Here is a 17924-nt window from a genome sequence, read left to right as displayed (position 1 = left end):
TAATAATTTATCGTGATATAGTTATGTTAAGTTAATGACGGTTTTTTATTTTTTAAGTAAGGAGGAAATGATTTATGAAAAAGTCGTTTATTGTTTTTGGAGTATTACTAATAATGATTTTTACTTCGATTTCAATTTGGGGAAGTAATTTCATTGTAAAAGACGAGATGAAAATGGAGCCTAATGTAAAAAGAGTTGTAACTGTTGGATATAGTGAAAAAGATAAAGAAGAAATATTTGGAGACCTTAGTGATGAAGAAATTAATAAAATTTTACAAGAAAAAGTTGAAGAATTAATGAAAAATGGAAAATTAGATTTGCAAAATATAGAAAATAAAGATTCGATAGATTTAGATAAACTAATAATTTCCGTTTCAGACAGAAACTCTAACTGTGATAATTTAGATTTAACAAAATAATTATCTAATGGCTCTTACTGAGAAGAGTCATTATTTATCATAGATTATTTTAATTATTGAGAGAAAAGGATGGCAAAAAATATGGAAAGAAGTTTTAATTGTATATTTAACAATATAAAAAAATATATAGTTATTGCTATCTTAGCAATCATAACAATAGTATGGATTTACAAATACAATTATAAATACCATATAAACTATACATATGATGCAATAAAATACCAGTCAAATAATATAAACTCGGAAATACCTATTAAAATTGTTGTTAAAGGTGTATATAGAAAAGAGCATGGTTCAAAGGATTATATTTTTAAAGGGGATATTATAGTAGATGGAGAACTATGCTATGGTAGTGGAAGAGAACGCAATGAATATGCTTTTAATAAATATAATATGAGTAGTATAGAAATCAATGGTTTAACAGGTAATCTTTTTATAAGTGATATGATGGAAGAAATGAGCATAACTATATTTGAATCAAAACAAGATGGAGGTAAACACTTTAGTTACAATGATGGCTGGCTAATTTCTGCACCATGCAACACTAGGTGTGGGGCAGTTACTATATCGAACAAATTAATACAAAAGTTGCATAAAGGTATTGTTATTGAATAAAAAAATCATGTTAATATTTCCATAATTATCAAAGATTTAGAAGGTGGTTAAATATGTTAAAAAGAAAACCTATTGTGTTGATTATAATAGGCGTTTGTTTTATTTTGCTTTATAATTACTATAATGTTTATAGAACTAACTCTAGGATTTACGAATATATAAAGCAAACTATAAAATTAGATATTACTGAACTTAAATCTTTGATAGATAATAACAATATGTTATTATTACAAGATATTGACAATAAAGAATTAAGTTCTGAAGATTTGAAGAGATTGATTTTTAACCATGAAGAAATCAATGTATTGTTAACTGAAATCATTGAGAAAATAGATATTATTAAATCTGAAAAGTATGGAAACAATATAAGACAAGGAAATCAACGGGTTATATGGAAAGATACACGAGATATTTATAGAGAAATTAAAAAAGAATTCAGTTTAGATACAGATTTTATAAAATTAGATGAAAACTCCGTTAAAGATTTACGCATTATTCAGGAATATTATAAACAAAGTAACAATATTTTGGATAATATTATTACTAACTTTGATAAAGATATAGATATGTGGTCTAAAGAGATAAGTATATTATATCAGTAAAATATAGAAATAATATCATACTCAATAATCAATTTCATGAACTCTTACTGGAGTATAATGATGTTAATATATGCTAGAGTGTCAAAACGGTATAAATAATTAAATATATAATAGTTTCAATAACCACTTTTATAGATTATAATTTAAGAAAGTGGTTATCTTCTATATAAAGGAGAAATAATAAAAAGTTATATTTAGATAATTATTATAATTTTATTAATATTAATGAGTAGATGTTTAAAAAATAAAAGGGATTAAAAAAGGATATTGTAATTTCATAAATTACAGTTAATATAATGAAATGGCTGTATAATACATAGACAAGGAGGAATGAAGTTTGTTAAAACTTGAAGGTGTTTCTAAATCTTATAATAAGGGTTTGGTAAAAGCAGTAGATAATATTAATTTAGATATTAAGCCTGGGGAAATATTTGGATTTCTAGGACCTAATGGAGCAGGTAAGACTACTACCATAAAGATGATAGTAGGATTGCTTAAACCAGACAGTGGCAGGGTAAAAGTAGGCACAGTAGATGCTTGGAAAGAACCACTTATAGCTAAGTCTATGATTAGCTATGTACCAGATAATCCTGAAATTTACGATAGATTAAAAGGTATTGAGTATCTAAATTTTATAGCTGACATGTATGGAATTCCTAAAGATAAAAGAGAAGAGAGGATGAATTATTTCCTGGAAATATTTAATATAAAAGATGTTATAGGGGATATAATAGCTAGTTATTCTCACGGTATGAAACAAAAAATAGTTCTTACCTCAGCTTTATTAAATGACCCCCAATTATTTATTCTAGACGAACCTATGGTGGGACTAGACCCAAAATCAGCTTTCAATCTCAAGGAAATTATGAGAAAAATGTGTGAGGAAGGAAAAACTGTGTTTTTCTCCACTCATGTATTAGAGGTGGCAGAAAAACTTTGCCATAGAATTGCAATAATAAATAAGGGTAAAATTGTAGCCATTGGAACAATGGAAGAATTAAGGGCTCATGCTACGGAAAGACAATCCTTAGAAAATATATTCTTGGAGTTGACTGAATGATGAGTAAAATAATTTCATTAATCAAAACCGATTTTAATACTACATTTGGTTTATCCTCCATAGCATATAGATTTAAGATTAAGAAAAATAGATGGCAGTTAATAGTCTTTGGATTAGCTATGTTATCTCTTTTACCAACTTATTTTCTGATTATAAAATCTTTAAATGAAATATATGATATCTATAATCAAATAGGACAGAAGTCTATGTTTTTACTTTCAGGATTTTTGGTTTCACAAATAATGATATTTCTATTTGGACTGCTTTATGTAATGAGTAAATATTATTTTTCTAATGATTTAGCCAATCTAGTACCATTGCCCATTAAACCGTCCTATATTTTAGGTTCAAAATTTGTAACTCTTATGCTTAGTGAATATTTAACTTCTTTACCTATAATATTGCCATTTATCTTTATTTATGGAATGAAAAATGGAGAAGGTCTTATTTACTGGCTTTATTCATTACTATTAGTGGCTATGCTTCCTGTTATACCCTTAGTATTATCATCTATTTTTATAATGCTCTTTATGAAATATACGAATATAGGAAGAAAGAAAGATTTAATTAGAACAATTAGTGCAGTATTTTTTCTTATGGCAATGATATATGTTCAAGTTAAAATTCAAACCATAACACAAAAGGCTATAATTCAAGGGGAAGGATTTATTATAAATTTAATAAATGACTCTAATTTTTTAGTAAAGAAGTTAGGAGCAAGTTTTCCACCTTCTAAATGGGGAGCATTGGCTTTATCAAATAATTCTAATATATTGGGATTGGTTAATTTGCTATCTTTTATAGTAGTAAGTATTATTTCTTTCCTTATTATGATACTTTTATCAGAAAGTTTATTTTTTGATGGGTTAATAGGAAATATTGAAGTATCTGCATCTAAGGGAAAGGGAAAAAAAATATCTGTAAAAGATTTATCTAAAGAAACTAAACCATATTTAGCATTAGCTAAGAAGGAAATTATAATGCTTTTTAAGACCCCCGTATATCTATTAAATGCAGTAGGTGGAGTAATTATATTTCCATTAATATTAGCAATGTCAACTATAGCAGGTGGAGATGAATCATTGTCTCAAGTAATAGATATGCTAGGAGCTAATTCAGGACTAATTACTCTAGCAAGTATAGGTTTTATTGTAGCCTTAGGTATGTTAAATAGTATAGGAGCTACAACTTTTTCTAGGGAAGGTAAATGTTTTTGGATACAAAGGACTTTACCTATAAAAGTAGAGGATCAGATAATAGGCAGGGTATTATCATCCCTAGCTATTCAAGTATTAGGTATAATCGCTTTATTAATAAGTTTAACTTTTATAGTAAAATTGGATATTTTAAGTATTATATTGATAATATTTCTAGGTCTTTTAGGTAGCATTCCCATGACCCAGCTTGGAATGATAATAGATATACTAAGACCAATGTTAGACTGGGATAATCCACAGAAGGCAATGAAGCAGAATTTAAATGTATTAATGGGAATGGGTGTAGGGACTTTATATGCAGGTGGATTAGTATTTTTTGTGATTCAAATAATAGATAAGGTAGATATAAATCTTATTTATGGATTATTGACTTTAGTATTTGGCATATCAACTATAATATTGTTTCAAGTTTTGAAAAAAATCATAACTAAACAGTTTGAAACCATTGAGTAAAGTAAAGAAATGTAGAGGATTTTGTCTATTCCAATAAATATAGTTATAATTTTTCTTAGATTTAATAAATTATTTATAGTTTAAAGAGAAAAAGAAAAAGCTCTCATGTGAGAGCTTTTTACATTAGTTTCTAATATTATATTAGTCTTGAATAATATTCCACAACTAACTGATCATCTATTTCTATAGGAATTTCATTTCTTTCTGGATATTTAATTAAGGTGCCAGACATTTTATTTTCATTTTTTTCTAAATAAGGATATTGATTCAAAAAGAAATTATTAAAGTTTTCTTTGAAAAGTTCAATGTCTTTAGATTTTTCTTTTAATTCAATAGTATCACCTATTTGTACCATATAGGAAGGTATATCTATCTTTTTCCCGTTTACAAGAATATGTCCATGAACTACCATCTGTCTAGCCTGTCTAATGGAAGAAGCAAAACCTAATCTATATACTAAATTATCTAATCTTGTTTCTAAGATTTTTACAAGTACATGACCCGTTTGATTTTGGGATTTTTTTGCTTGTCTAACATATTTTGCAAATTGCTTTTCCATTACACCATAATATGCTCTAAGTCGTTGCTTTTCTAATAACTGTATTCCATATTCAGTAAGTTTTTTATCTGCTCTAGATGTTCCTTTAGTGGCTCTATTCATTGCCTTAGGATGTCCACAAACATTTAAACCTAATCTTCTAGATTGTTTAAATCTAGGTTCCATCATTTTTGCCAATATTTATCACTCCATCAAAATTATTTGCCGCGATAATTTTGAGCCAATAATAGTATAGCATAGGAAAAACGAAAAGTAAATGATAATTGTTATCATTTACTTTTTGTTTTTTATGGATTAAAAGCAAATTATATTTATTATTTACAATTCCCATGATATAGTATTAGTATGGTTTTAAATACAAATATTGGGTTGTTTAGAGTATCGAAATATATTATAATTATTAGGCTGGACATTATAAAATTTAACTATAAGGGGATATAGAATGGAAGAAAGACTTTTACAAGAGAATAAGATAATTAGAAATAGAATATTATCTATGATTTTACCTATTACTGGGGAAAATGTTTTACAAATGACTGCTGGAATTGTACTTATGGCAATGGTTGGCAGAATAGATGCATATGCTGTTGGAGCCATAGGTATAGCTACAGTTCTTTATAGAATATTGTGGGGTATATTTAAAGGAATAGCAACAGGCACTTCTGTTTTAGTAGCCCAATCCCATGGAGCAGGTAATTATAAAAAACTGAAATCTATTTCTGAACAATCTTTTACTTTGTCCATAGGAATAGCTATTATATTTCAACAATTACTTTTTTGGTTTGCTGAACCATTATTGACAGTATTTAATCCAAATCCAGATTTACTTGCAAATGGAGCATTGTATCTTAGAATAATTTCTTGGTCACTGCCTTTTGCAGCAATTATACTCTTAGTTTCTGGAATACTTCAAGGAATGGGAAATGCAAGAACTCCTATGATTGCTGTTGGTATATTAAATATAGTTAATATTGCTGCGGGATTTATTTTAGTAACTGGAAAAGTAGGTATTAAATCCTTAGGATTACTAGGAGCAGGATATGCTTATAATATTGCATATATTGTTTCAGCTATATTCGGTATAGTAATGCTATTTGGGAAAAATGGAATCATATCTAATATGGGGGAAAAATTAGATTTTAAATTTAAATCCGATGAAGCTTTAATTATTCTTAAACTTGGACTTCCAACATCCTTTGAAACATCTTTTTGGCAGGCAGCATCCATATTTATTACAAGAGCAATTCTTACCTATGGAGAATTGGCTTATTCAGCCTACCAACTAGGCTTACAAGCGGAGTCTATATCATATATGCCAGCAACAGGATTTGGGGTTGCGGCAACAACATTTGTAGGGTATGCCTTAGGCAGTAGAGATAAAGAAACTGGAAAAAAATATCTTAAACAACTAATAAAATATACTATAATTGTAACCATATTTGCTACATTTATACTTATTGTATTTCCAAAACAAATAATGAGCTTATTAGTAAAAGAAGATGAAGTTATTAGAATGGGAGCTATGTATTTATTTGTAATGGGAGTTGCACAACTTCCTCAAAACATATCAGGAGTATTAAATGGAGCTTTGCGAGGGGCTGGTTATGCAAAGGTTCCTATGATAAACGCAGGGATAGGACTTTGGATTATTAGGGTTCCGTTCGTTATGATAATGGCGTATATATTCAATGCAGATATATTATGGATTTGGATAGGTATTGGAATGGATATGTGTTTTAGACTATTCTTTTCCTATTGGTATTTTAAGAAAAAGGATATTTTTGAGAATAATGCATTGACTATTGAATAAAAAACAGAAAGGGTGAGGATATGAAGGATATAGACATAGCAAAGGAACTTTTAGTAAAGGAAGATTTAGCACTGGTAGCCGTAAAAAATGGTGAAGTAGTTTTTAAATCAAAGGATAAAGGTATTAAACCTATGTATATTTTGGCTACTGAGATGAAAGCAAGGTCATATGATGCTTCATTGGCTGATAGGGTAATAGGTAAGGGTGCAGCTATTCTATGTACTTATATTGGAATCAAAGAAGTATATGGCGAATTGATATCAGAAGGTGGACTTTCAATTCTAGAAGAATATAAAATTCCATATACTATGGATAGATCTTGTTCATATATTAAAAATAGAGATAAAACTGATTATTGTCCTATAGAAAAGCTTTCTTTAGATACGAAGGATCCTATAGTACTATTACAAAGAATAAAGGAATTTTTTATATCAATAAATAATAATTGATAGTTTTGCTATCTGCAGAAAGGAAGAGGTTATATGTACGAAAAAAACAATACTAGAAAATTAGTTATAGCTGGAGTGTTATTGGCAATAGGAATTATTGTACCAACTATATTTCATACAACAGGAATTCCTGGGAATGTATTTTTACCTATGCATATTCCAGTTTTAATAGGAGGATTTCTATTACCACCTTATTTGGCATTAATATTGGGTATGTTAACACCAATACTTAATTCTTTAATTACAGGTATGCCTCCATTGTTTCCAATGACAGTGATTATGATTTTTGAATTGGGTATCTATGGTTTAGTGACTTCAATATTATATAGGAAGTTAAAAATGCCTTCTGTAATTTCTTTAATAGTATCTATGATATCTGGAAGGATAATGGCAGGATTTGTAGTATTTATATTAGCAGCTTTTTTTGAAGTTAAGATGGATCCTATGTTTTTTATCATAGGAGGAGTTACAACTGCTATTCCTGGTATTATAATTCAATTGATTTTAGTACCTAGTTTAGTATATAGTATAGTGAAATATACAACTATAGATTTAGATTAATAAATTGGGGAGGATAAGTATGTTAATTAAAAATATTGATTTGGTACCTATTGATGGGAAAAATGAAGTAATAAAAAATACAAATATATATATAAAAGATAATATAATTACTCACATTGGTGAGATAAGAGAAGATATACAGGTGGAAAGAGTAATTGATGGAAAAAATAAAATAGCTATGCCAGGATTAATAAATGCTCATACACATATAGGTATGTCCTTGCTTAGAAATTTTGCTGATGATTTACCATTACATGATTGGCTGACAAAAAAAATCTGGCCTACAGAGGCAAATCTTAGAGGAGAAGATGTATATTGGGGCTCTTTACTAAGTATGGTTGAGATGATTCAAGGAGGTACAACAGCTTTCTGTGATATGTATTTCTTTATGGATGAAGTAGGTAAAGGGTTAGAAGAATCTGGTATGAGAGGAGTACTTACAAGAGGATTAATAGAGGATAATGATGCCAAAGCTAAACTTAAAGAGACAAAAGAATTGTTTAATAATTGGAATAGTAAGGCAAATGGAAGGATTAAAGTAATGGTAGCACCTCATGCACCCTATACTTGTAGTCCAGACTTCCTAATAGAATCATTTAATTTGGCTAAAGAATTAAATACAGGAATTCATATACATCTTTCTGAAACTAAGAAAGAGATAGAAGATAGCTTTAAATTATATGGCAAATCTCCAATTAAACATGTATATGATTTAGGAATATTAGACTTGCATACCATAGCAGCACATTGTGTTCATGTAGATGATGAAGATATTGAGATAATAAAAGAAAAGAATGTATTTCCAGTAAATAATCCAGGTAGTAATTTTAAATTAGCTAGTGGATTTGCACCAGTAGCACAGATGTTAAATAAAGGAGTTTCAGTAGCATTAGGTACTGATGGTTCTTCGTCTAACAATAATTTGAATATGTTTGAAGAAATTAATTTAGCGGCTATTATAAATAAGGCTGTTAATTTAAATGCAATATCGGTTCCAGCCATATCAGCCTTAGAAATGGCAACTGTAAATGGAGCAAAAGCATTAGGATGGAATGAGGAAATAGGTTCTATAGAAGTAGGAAAGAAGGCAGATATAGTGTTGATAGATATAGATAAGCCCCATCTTTATCCACATCATAATATTATTTCCTCTTTGGCATATTCAGTTCAGGCTTCAGATGTTGATACTGTATTAGTAGACGGTAAGATAATAATGGAAAAGAGGGAAGTGAAAACCTTAGATGTAGAGAAGATAAAATTTATGGCAGAAAAACATGCTAAGGATTTAATTACAAGATAATAAGTTTTATTTATGAAAGGACTATTATAATTCTTTATAAATCTTATATAATGAGTGATTCCTATATTGTCCTATTTAAATATAATAGTCATTAGTGCAAAAACGCTAATGACTATTATATTTTTTGTGTTATTTGTCAATAATTCCAATTACTAGAAGCATAAAAATAGGTAGGTGTAAGCTTTGATTTCAAAGAGCATTGAATCCAATAGAGAAGAAATAAATAGAATATTTAATGAATCCAGTGATTTAGTATTATATGAGTTTAATACTTTGTCTGAAGATAGGGCATTAGTTGTATATATAGAGGGACTAATTGATAATAAAGTATTAAATGAAGATTTATTAAAGCCGTTAATTCAGTACTTGATAATTCCACAAGATATTTTATCTACAGTTTTTATTTCAAAAACTAAAAAAATATCTAGTATACAGGAAGTTATTCAACCAATAACAGATGGTGAAGTAATTCTGTTTATTGAAAATATGGAATTAGCATATATCTTTGATTTAAATAAGTGGGAAAACAGGGCAATAACTGAGCCAGGCACTGAACGGGTAGTAAGAGGCCCCAAAGAAGGTTTTATTGAAGATATAAAAGTAAACAAAGTTCTGATAAGACGTAAAGTTAGGAATAGTAAACTAGTATTTGAAGATTATACATTAGGTGTACAAACTAATACGAAGATTTCTTTAGCTTATATAAATGGCATAGTAAAGCAAGAAATATTAGATGAACTGAGAAGAAGGATACAAGAAATTCAAATAGATAGTATCCTAGATACAGGATATTTAGAACGTTATATTGAAGATGCTCCAAGAACTGTTATATGTACAATTGGACATTCAGAAAAGCCTGATGTAGTAGTTGGAAAAATTTTGGAAGGAAGAATTGCAATTATTTGTGATGGCTCTCCTGATGTTTTAACTGTACCTAAAGTATTTATAGAAAACCTACAAATGGCTGATGACTATTACTCAAGACCGCAATATGCAACATTTCTTAGGATATTAAGACTTTTTGCTTTAATTACTTCAGTGGTTTTACCAGGTTTTTTTGTAGCATTAAAAACTTTTCATCAAGAAATGATACCAGCAAAACTACTTGTATCTATGGCTAAGAATATAGAGGAAGTACCTTTTACTGCTTTAGTAGAGGCATTACTTATGATTTTATTTTTTGAATTAATTAAAGAATCAGGACTAAGAATACCGAATAATATAGGAACTGCAGTAACTGTAGTAAGCGGTATAGTACTAGGTCAGACAGCTGTTCAAGCAGGTTTAGTTGGACCTATCATGGTTATTGTTATAGCAATTGCAGGAATATCAGAGTTTATAATTCCCAGTCAGAGGGAAATGATAGTTATATATAGATTAATAATACTTTTGTTAGGTGGTTTTTTAGGATTATATGGTATAGTTTGCGGAATATCAATAATATTGGTTCATCTTATTTCATTAAAATCCTTTGGTGTTCCTTACATGTATCCCATTGCTCCATATGATAAAGAAGGCATGAAAGATTTTATTTTTATGCGTTCTGTAAAGGAAACAAATTATAGACCAAGAGCTCTATCAAATAAAAAGGCAATAAAAAGGAATGAAATATATGACAAAAAATAAAAAAAATCTAATTATGGCAGTATACTTAATAATAATTTCTCTACTTTCATTATCTTGCACAGGAAGCCGTCAATTGCAAACTTTGGCACTAGTTACATCAATCGGAATTGATTTGGAAGATGATAAGATAATCATTACTTGTGAAATAATGAATCCCATATCCAATAATTCATCTAATTCATCATCAGGCATAAGTCCTAATCCTACAGGTAGTGTATTTGCTCAAAGTGTAGGTGAGACAGTATTTGAAGCAGTTAGAAATATTACGCTAAATTTTGATAGAAAATTATTTCTTTCTCATAATAATATACTTATATTTGGTGAAGAGTTTGCTAAAAAAGGTATTACTGGGTTTATGGATGTATTTCTAAGAGATAGTGAAGCAAAAGAAAACATGTATATTCTAGTTGCAAAAGGAGCAAAAGCTTATGAAATAATAGGTGTTAAAGGAGAACTGAGCCAATCATCAGGAGATTATTTATTGGATATTTTAAATGATTTTAAATATAATGGAAAATGCCTAAAGGTAAGTATGTCTGAATATTATAAATATCATTATGATATAGGTAATGAGCCTGTTATAGGAGTTGTAACTAAAATAGAAAAGAAGGAAGTAGATCGGCAAAAATCCAAAGACAATACTGCAAAGTTTATGTTAGATGTAGCAGGAGGTGCAATATTGAGTAGAGATTATCTCATTGGATATTTATCATCAGATGAAATCTTTGGTTACAACTTTATAACAGGTCGTATAGAAGGAGGACTAATAAAATTCAATACTCCTCAGGGATTAAACAAAGGTAATACTATAATTGGAAATGAAGGGAAATTCACTACAGTAGAGATTATACAGACCAAAACAAAAAGGGATATAAAGATAGATGATGGCAAAATACATCTTAACATAAATGTAAAATTAAGTGGTTCTTTAGGAGAGGAAAATAAAGGGATAGATATAAGCAATCTTGAGGTTATTCGCATACTTGAAAAGGCTTGCTCTGAAAAAGTAGAAGATTTAATTTCTATAACTATGGATAAGGTACAAAAGGAATTTAAACAAGATAACTTTAGCATTGGAGAAATAGTTCACCGACAATATCCAAAGGTGTGGAAAGAGATTTCCAATGACTGGAATAATATATTTCCGGAAATATCCTATACTGTTAATGTAGAGACAAAAATAGTCAAGACTGGAATTATAAATACACCTAGCAATTTAAGGAAAAGGAGATAATATAGATGAATGAAAAGGTTTCATCAAGACAAGCAATATTTATTATCACTATTAGCAGAATAACTACTGTACTTACTATTATGTCTCCAGTTTATATGTCTCCAGCTAACCAGGATGTATGGATAAGTATTATATTATCATTTTTTTATACAATATTAACATGTGTACCTTTGCTATTTTTAGCTAATAAATTTAAGGAGTTTACAATTATTGGATATATGGAGAAAATATTGGGGAAAATATTGGGAAAGATAGTAGGAATTCTTTATGCTATTTTCTTTGCTACCATTGCAATTTTTTTCTCTTATATTTCAGTTCAAATGATAAGAGCCTCATTTTTATCAGATACGAAAACTTATATAATTATACTATTTTTAATAGCTAGTTGTTTATATATTGTTTCTAAGGAGTTAGTAGTTATATTGAGATTTTCAGAATTAATGGTTCCAATAATTTTGGTTTCCTTAATTATTTTTATTTTTCTTGGTTATAATAATATGGATTTTAAGCTACTACTACCTATATATAAGGATTCTACTTTTTTAGATATCAATATTGGTGCAATGCAGTTGAGTCTAGTTTTTATAGATATATATTCATTAACTATGATTGTACCCAGTCTTGAAGATAAAAAAAGGATAAATGAAATTTTTATTAAAGCCAGTATTATTTCATTATTATTTGTATTGGGAACAGTGTTAGCAACACAATCATCTTTAGGAGTAGAGCAAGTTAAACATTTTAATTATCCTTTTTTAGCATATATTAGAAATATCAGAGCATATTTTACATTTGAAAGAATAGAATCTATTTATATATTTATATGGATAATAGCCATGATAATTAAGATAATAACATATTTATGCATATCTATTGATGCATTTAAAGAAATATTTAAGAAAGAATCAAGAAATATATTATTATACATTGTATGCATCATGGTTGCATTAATAACCTTTTATATAGCTGAAGTTAATCCTATGATGGTAGAAATAAAGTCAATTAAATTTCCAGAATATATTTATTATTTTATATTTAAAACTATTATTCCTTTAATAGCTGTTATAGTTTACTTTTTTAGGAGAAAGACATTGGAAGAACAAGAAAAACTTAAAAATTAAATATTAAGTGGAAGAGTTATTATAACTTCAGTCCATTCTCCATATTTACTATTTATATTTATTGTACCCTTATGAGCATCAACTATTGATTTTACAATAGGTAAGCCAAGTCCAGTACCATTAGTGCTTTTATTTATAGAAATATCAGCCCTATAAAATCTATTAAATATAAATGGTAGATTTTTTTCCTCTATACCTATGCCATTGTCAATTATTTTAATTATGGCATTAGTTTCATCTTTTTTAAGAATAATAAGAACTTTACCATCGTCATTAAGATATTTAATAGAGTTAGAAAGTAAATTATACATGATTTGTTTTAGTTTATCTTTATCCATTTTAATTTCAATATTATCTTCTATTTCAGATTCAATGTAAAAACCATTTTTAGTATATAGAGGTTTAAGTGTTGTAATAATATTATTTAGTTCTGTAGAAATATTAAACTTAGTGTAATTTAAAATAAGTTCTAATTCCTCCAACTTAAAAGAATCTTTAAGTTTATCAACTAGATTAGACAACCTATCTATTTCCTTCATCAAGATATTTAAATGTTCTTGACTGGGTTCCCATATACCATCAATAATGGCCTCTAAATGACTTTTCAATGTGGTTAGAGGTGTTCTAAGCTCATGAGATATATCAGACCCATATTTTTTTCTAATATTTTCTTGTTTGCTCAATGTTTCACCTAGATAATTAATAGAATCTGATAGTTCTAGAATTTCTATTGTATTAGTATTTATATTAGATTTCTTATTCAAATTACCTTTACGCATTTCAACAGCTGTATTTCTTATTTCTAATAAGGGATTGGTTAAAGATTTAGATAGTATGGCACTATTTGCTAATCCCATGAGAACTGTAAATACAGCTGAGATAAAAAAGGATTTAGTTAGAGTATCTTTAAAAAGAACTGCAGATTCAGTTAAATAAGAATTATCAATATACCCTATAATTAGCTTTCCTACTTCATTATTTCCTTCAAGCAATGGATAGGATTTTTCTACATAATTTCCTTCAGGAATATTATGCATTTTCATCATTTGTCTATGCATACCACCCATTCCTTTCATTCCAGTTCTATTTGTTGAACTGTATAAAACCCTATTATTTAAGTCTTTAATTTCAATATATATATTTTCTAAGGAAGCATAGGAATTGATTTCTCTTTGATATAGCTTATATCCATTTTTATTATATAAATTATTTATTTCATCAGATATTTGATTAAGTTTACGCTGCTTTTCTTCAGCAAGATAATTTTCAAACCTATTATTTATCATTAAATTTGATATAATGCTAATAATTATGATAGAAGTAAGTATTGAAAATATAAAGCTAAGAGTAAGTTTTTTAGAAAGTTTCATATATATTCCTCCAATAATTGTCAAGGAAGGTTAAAAATAATAAATATAGACTACCTACGACAATATGAATTTTTTAAGATTATACTATAATCAATAGAAAAATTTTATTTTTTATATAATCATATTATAACAGTTAATTTTGAAGTCATTATGAAGAAATTTAAGATAATTTTATTTTCTTCATATTTCCTTCACATTTTGTAGATATAATAAAATCACAAAATGAAAGGAGAGATGTTTTATGAAAAAAGTATTATTAACAGGAGCTTTAGTATTAAGTTTAGGAGTTGGTTCCTTAGTTGCATATGCTGATACAGTAAAAACGCCAACTATAATTCCTGGAAATAGAAATATAAGTTTAAGCACAGAAGATAGAGAGGCATGGTTTAAAGAAAGAACTGAATATAAAAAGGAACAGATAAAAAATGCATTGGAGAATGGATTAATAACGGAAGAAGAAGCAAAATCATGGGAAGAACATTTCAAGTATATGGAAGAATTCCATGCTGAAAATGGATTTATGCCAAGGGGATGTAGTGGACTTGGCATGGGAAGAGGAATGGGATTTGGTAGAGGAAGAGGTATAGTAAGAGGGAATAATTAGGAAACAATAAGTTCACTTTATGGTGCCTGGCACCATAAAGTGAACTTATTGTTTTTCTATTTCAAATTTATATCCTGCACCGTAAATTGTATGAATATATTTTGGGTATTTTGGGTTATTTTCAATTTTTTGTCTAATGTTTTTTATATGAGTATCTATTGTTCTATCAAAACCTTCATAACCAGAACCAAGAGAAAATTCTATCAATTGTTCTCTGGAAAGAACATGGTTTATATTAGATATAAGAGCTAATAATACTTTAAATTCATTTGTTGTTAAGTTGATAATTTTATTATTCTTTCTAACTATCATTTTGTCTACTTCAATTTCTAAATCCCCATTATTGAAACTAAGTTTTTCTGCCGAAGGTCTAGAATTAGGGTAAGCCCTTCTCAGCAATGCTTTTACTCGACTAATTAACTCTCTAGGACTAAAGGGCTTTAATATGTAATCATCAGCACCTATGGATAAGCCTTCTATCCTTTCATCTTCATGGGTTTTAGCAGTTAGCATTATAATTGGCACATCAGATATACTTCTTATTCTTTTACATACTTCTTCGCCTGAAATTTTAGGTAATATTAAATCCAATATAATCAAATGAATATTATTATTTCTAAATAAATCTAAAGCTTTTTGTCCATCATTAGCTAAGAATACATTAAAGTTTTCTTTAATTAGATATGCGTTTATAACATCTGAAATATTTTTTTCGTCTTCTACTAATAATACATTTATATAATCCAAAATTAATCACCTCACAATCATTTTACCCGAAAAAACTAAAATAAAAAATAAAAAAATACTTTATTTTTGTGAACTATTATGTTATACTTGAATATAATATTTAAAACATACTAAAATGCTATGAATTGGTAAAGTAAATTATATGGAGTATCTAAGAGAGGATTCTATTGGTGGGAGGAATCTATACGATATATATTTGAAGTGCACCAATGAGCATAAAGTCGAAAAATTTAGTAGACTTATACGGTGGTTCCCGTTATAGAACTAGAGTATGAAAGTACTTGAATTGAGCTGGGGATTACCTCAAGCAGAGTGGAACCGCGAAACTTACCTTTTGCCTCTGTATATTTATTTATACATGGGTAAAAGGTTTTTTTATTCTCTATCTCGGAATGAGATGAATTTCAGGTAGGCAAAGACAACAAGAAGGAACTTTAATTTAGAATTCATAATTAAAAGTGTTCCTTAGGATTAAATCTACGAAACTTGTGATTTCTGTTGCAAGTCATATAGGGGTATAGAATTATACCTTGAGATAAATTAAGACTGCTGTTTTTATAGTCTGAAGTATAAAATATATTTTAGGAGGTATTGGTATGGTATTAAACAATATTGTAGAAACTGTAGGAAAAACACCAATCGTAAGATTAAATAATATTAAGGAAAAAGGCAATGCAGAAATACTTGTAAAGATTGAATCCTTTAATCCTTCTGGAAGTGTAAAAGATAGGGCAGCTTTGTATATGATAGAAGCTGCGGAAAAAGAAGGAATTTTAACTAAAGGTGGAACTATAATTGAACCTACAAGTGGAAATACTGGTATTGGATTAGCTATGATGGGAGCGGCAAAGGGATATAATGTAATATTAGTTATGCCGGATACTATGAGCATTGAAAGAAGAAAACTAATGCAGGCTTATGGAGCAAAGATTATATTGACTGAAGGGAAATATGGAATGTCAGGTTCTGTAGAGTTAGCAGAAAGATTAGCTAAGAATAATAATTATTTTCTTCCAAATCAATTTGGAAATAAAAACAATTTAGTAGCTCACTATGAAACAACAGGTGTAGAAATACTAGAGGAAACTGATGGAGATATAGATGCTTTTGTAGCGGGAGTTGGAACAGGAGGTACAGTATCAGGAGTAGGTAAGAGGTTAAAGGAATATAATAGAGATATATTAATAGTAGCAGTACAGCCATCTAAATCTCCAGTTCTAACAGGAGGGGAGCCAAATAGCCATAAAATCCAAGGTATAGGTGCAAATTTTATACCAGATATATTTGCACAGGATATAGTAGATGAGATACTAAGTATTGATGAAGAAACTTCATACTTCTATGCAAAGAGATTGGCTTTAGAAGAAGGTATATTATGTGGAATTTCATCGGGAGCAAATGTTGCTGCTGCAAATATAATTGCAAAAAAATTAGGTGAAGGTAAGAGAGTACTAACTATTCTTCCTGATACAGGTGAAAGGTATTTATCTACAGATTTATTTAATGGAGAGTGATTCTATGTTTAGATTTTTCATAGAAGAAGGAAAAAATATACTAGAAAAAGATCCAGCAGCGAAGAATCTTTTTGAGGCAATATTCTGCTATCCAAGTTTAAAATCAATATTTTATTATAAGATAGCCAATAAATTATATAGAAAAAATAGATTTATATTATCTAGGATAGTATCACAACATGCTAGAAGGGTAACGGGTATAGAAATACATCCTGGAGCAAGAATTGGGAAAAATTTATTTATAGATCATGGAATGGGTGTAGTAATAGGTGAAACAGCAGAAATAGGAGATAATGTATTAATGTATCATGGTGTAACTCTTGGAGGAATAGGCGGAGAAAAAGGCAGTAAAAGACATCCAACTATAGAAGATGATGTTATAATTGGTGCAGGTGCAAAGATACTGGGTCCTATAACTATTGGAAAGGGAGCTAAAATAGGGGCTAATTCTGTAGTCCTAGAAGACATACCACCATATTCTACGGCAGTTGGTGCTCCAGCAAAAGTAGTTAGAAAAAATTATAATAGCTATATTTATGTTGTATAATTATAAAAAGAATGATTATGTATATTTTTTAAAAAAAGTATTTACAATAAAGTCATATAGTATATAATATATAATAATGAATAATAGGCAATGAACAAGAATAGTAATCATAAAAA

Annotated in this window: 18 protein-coding genes and 2 other annotated features (1 of these 20 running past the window's edge); of the genes, 15 read left to right on the top strand and 3 right to left on the bottom strand. The window is 28.5% G+C overall.

All coding sequences use genetic code 11. The features are described from left to right. Nucleotides 1-74 precede the first annotated feature (74 nt). From BUB33_RS06715 to BUB33_RS06695, 5 genes are all read left to right on the top strand, one after another. Complete coding sequence (locus BUB33_RS06715; protein WP_072974622.1) at nt 75-419, top strand: hypothetical protein; 345 nt, start codon at nt 75-77, stop codon at nt 417-419. A gap of 69 nt (nt 420-488) precedes the next feature. Then, nucleotides 489-1034, top strand: coding sequence for a hypothetical protein (locus BUB33_RS06710; protein ID WP_143154889.1), 546 nt, complete (start codon nt 489-491; stop codon nt 1032-1034). 53 nt (nt 1035-1087) lie between these two features. Next, complete coding sequence (locus BUB33_RS06705; RefSeq protein ID WP_072974619.1) at nt 1088-1636, top strand: hypothetical protein; 549 nt, start codon at nt 1088-1090, stop codon at nt 1634-1636. 337 nt (nt 1637-1973) lie between these two features. Beyond that, complete coding sequence (locus BUB33_RS06700; RefSeq protein ID WP_072974616.1) at nt 1974-2696, top strand: ABC transporter ATP-binding protein; 723 nt, start codon at nt 1974-1976, stop codon at nt 2694-2696. Next, nucleotides 2696-4366, top strand: a complete 1671-nt coding sequence (locus BUB33_RS06695; protein ID WP_234950002.1) for a putative ABC transporter permease subunit — start codon at nt 2696-2698, stop codon at nt 4364-4366. The genes BUB33_RS06700 and BUB33_RS06695 overlap by 1 nt, the downstream gene beginning before the upstream one ends. A 136-nt stretch (nt 4367-4502) precedes the next feature. Here the strand turns inward: BUB33_RS06695 and rpsD are convergent, their stop codons facing one another. Next, complete coding sequence (rpsD, locus tag BUB33_RS06690; RefSeq protein WP_072974610.1) at nt 4503-5102, bottom strand: 30S ribosomal protein S4; 600 nt, start codon at nt 5100-5102, stop codon at nt 4503-4505. Between the two features lie 265 nt (nt 5103-5367). Between rpsD and BUB33_RS06685 the strand changes: the two genes are divergently transcribed. The 7 genes from BUB33_RS06685 to BUB33_RS06655 all read left to right on the top strand — a co-directional run bounded on the left by BUB33_RS06685 (nt 5368) and on the right by BUB33_RS06655 (nt 13026). Next, on the top strand, nt 5368-6735 hold the full coding sequence (locus tag BUB33_RS06685) for an MATE family efflux transporter (RefSeq protein WP_072974608.1): 1368 nt from the start codon (nt 5368-5370) through the stop codon (nt 6733-6735). Between the two features lie 20 nt (nt 6736-6755). Continuing rightward, nucleotides 6756-7184, top strand: coding sequence for a DUF1893 domain-containing protein (locus BUB33_RS06680; RefSeq protein ID WP_072974605.1), 429 nt, complete (start codon nt 6756-6758; stop codon nt 7182-7184). Between the two features lie 33 nt (nt 7185-7217). Continuing rightward, on the top strand, nt 7218-7745 hold the full coding sequence (locus BUB33_RS06675) for an ECF transporter S component (RefSeq protein ID WP_072974603.1): 528 nt from the start codon (nt 7218-7220) through the stop codon (nt 7743-7745). Nucleotides 7746-7764: 19 nt separating this feature from the next. Beyond that, nucleotides 7765-9045 (top strand): amidohydrolase, encoded by a 1281-nt coding sequence (locus BUB33_RS06670; protein ID WP_234950001.1) that lies wholly within the window; start codon nt 7765-7767, stop codon nt 9043-9045. Nucleotides 9046-9228: 183 nt separating this feature from the next. Further along, nucleotides 9229-10671 (top strand): spore germination protein, encoded by a 1443-nt coding sequence (locus tag BUB33_RS06665; RefSeq protein WP_072974601.1) that lies wholly within the window; start codon nt 9229-9231, stop codon nt 10669-10671. Further along, a complete protein-coding gene (locus BUB33_RS06660; RefSeq protein ID WP_072974599.1) occupies nt 10658-11905 on the top strand; it encodes a Ger(x)C family spore germination protein in 1248 nt (415 codons plus the stop codon). The genes BUB33_RS06665 and BUB33_RS06660 overlap by 14 nt, the downstream gene beginning before the upstream one ends. Nucleotides 11906-11910: 5 nt before the next feature. Beyond that, nucleotides 11911-13026 carry a GerAB/ArcD/ProY family transporter gene (locus BUB33_RS06655; RefSeq protein WP_072974597.1) on the top strand — a complete coding sequence of 372 codons (1116 nt, stop codon included), beginning with the start codon at nt 11911-11913 and terminating at the stop codon, nt 13024-13026. Here BUB33_RS06655 and BUB33_RS06650 read toward each other — a convergent pair. Continuing rightward, complete coding sequence (locus BUB33_RS06650) at nt 13023-14396, bottom strand: sensor histidine kinase (protein WP_072974595.1); 1374 nt, start codon at nt 14394-14396, stop codon at nt 13023-13025. The genes BUB33_RS06655 and BUB33_RS06650 overlap by 4 nt on opposite strands. 241 nt (nt 14397-14637) lie before the next feature. On the opposite strand from BUB33_RS06650, the gene BUB33_RS06645 reads away from it, so the two are divergent. After that, complete coding sequence (locus tag BUB33_RS06645) at nt 14638-15000, top strand: hypothetical protein (protein ID WP_072974593.1); 363 nt, start codon at nt 14638-14640, stop codon at nt 14998-15000. A 45-nt stretch (nt 15001-15045) separates the two neighbouring features. Here the strand turns inward: BUB33_RS06645 and BUB33_RS06640 are convergent, their stop codons facing one another. After that, on the bottom strand, nt 15046-15747 hold the full coding sequence (locus BUB33_RS06640; protein WP_200778150.1) for a response regulator transcription factor: 702 nt from the start codon (nt 15745-15747) through the stop codon (nt 15046-15048). A gap of 111 nt (nt 15748-15858) precedes the next feature. After that, nucleotides 15859-16092 (top strand) — a binding site (T-box leader). Nucleotides 16093-16343: 251 nt separating this feature from the next. Here BUB33_RS06640 and cysK point away from each other — a divergent pair. Then, a complete protein-coding gene (gene cysK / locus BUB33_RS06635; RefSeq protein ID WP_072974589.1) occupies nt 16344-17261 on the top strand; it encodes a cysteine synthase A in 918 nt (305 codons plus the stop codon). Nucleotides 17262-17265: 4 nt separating this feature from the next. Then, on the top strand, nt 17266-17808 hold the full coding sequence (epsC, locus tag BUB33_RS06630) for a serine O-acetyltransferase EpsC (protein ID WP_072974586.1): 543 nt from the start codon (nt 17266-17268) through the stop codon (nt 17806-17808). 81 nt (nt 17809-17889) lie between these two features. After that, nucleotides 17890-17924, top strand: a binding site (T-box leader) (it continues 170 nt past the right edge of the window).

Source organism: Tissierella praeacuta DSM 18095 (assembly GCF_900128955.1).
Classification (GTDB): domain Bacteria; phylum Bacillota; class Clostridia; order Tissierellales; family Tissierellaceae; genus Tissierella; species Tissierella praeacuta.
Note: the sequence above shows the minus strand (reverse complement) of the source record. Positions and strands in the feature narration are given on the sequence as shown.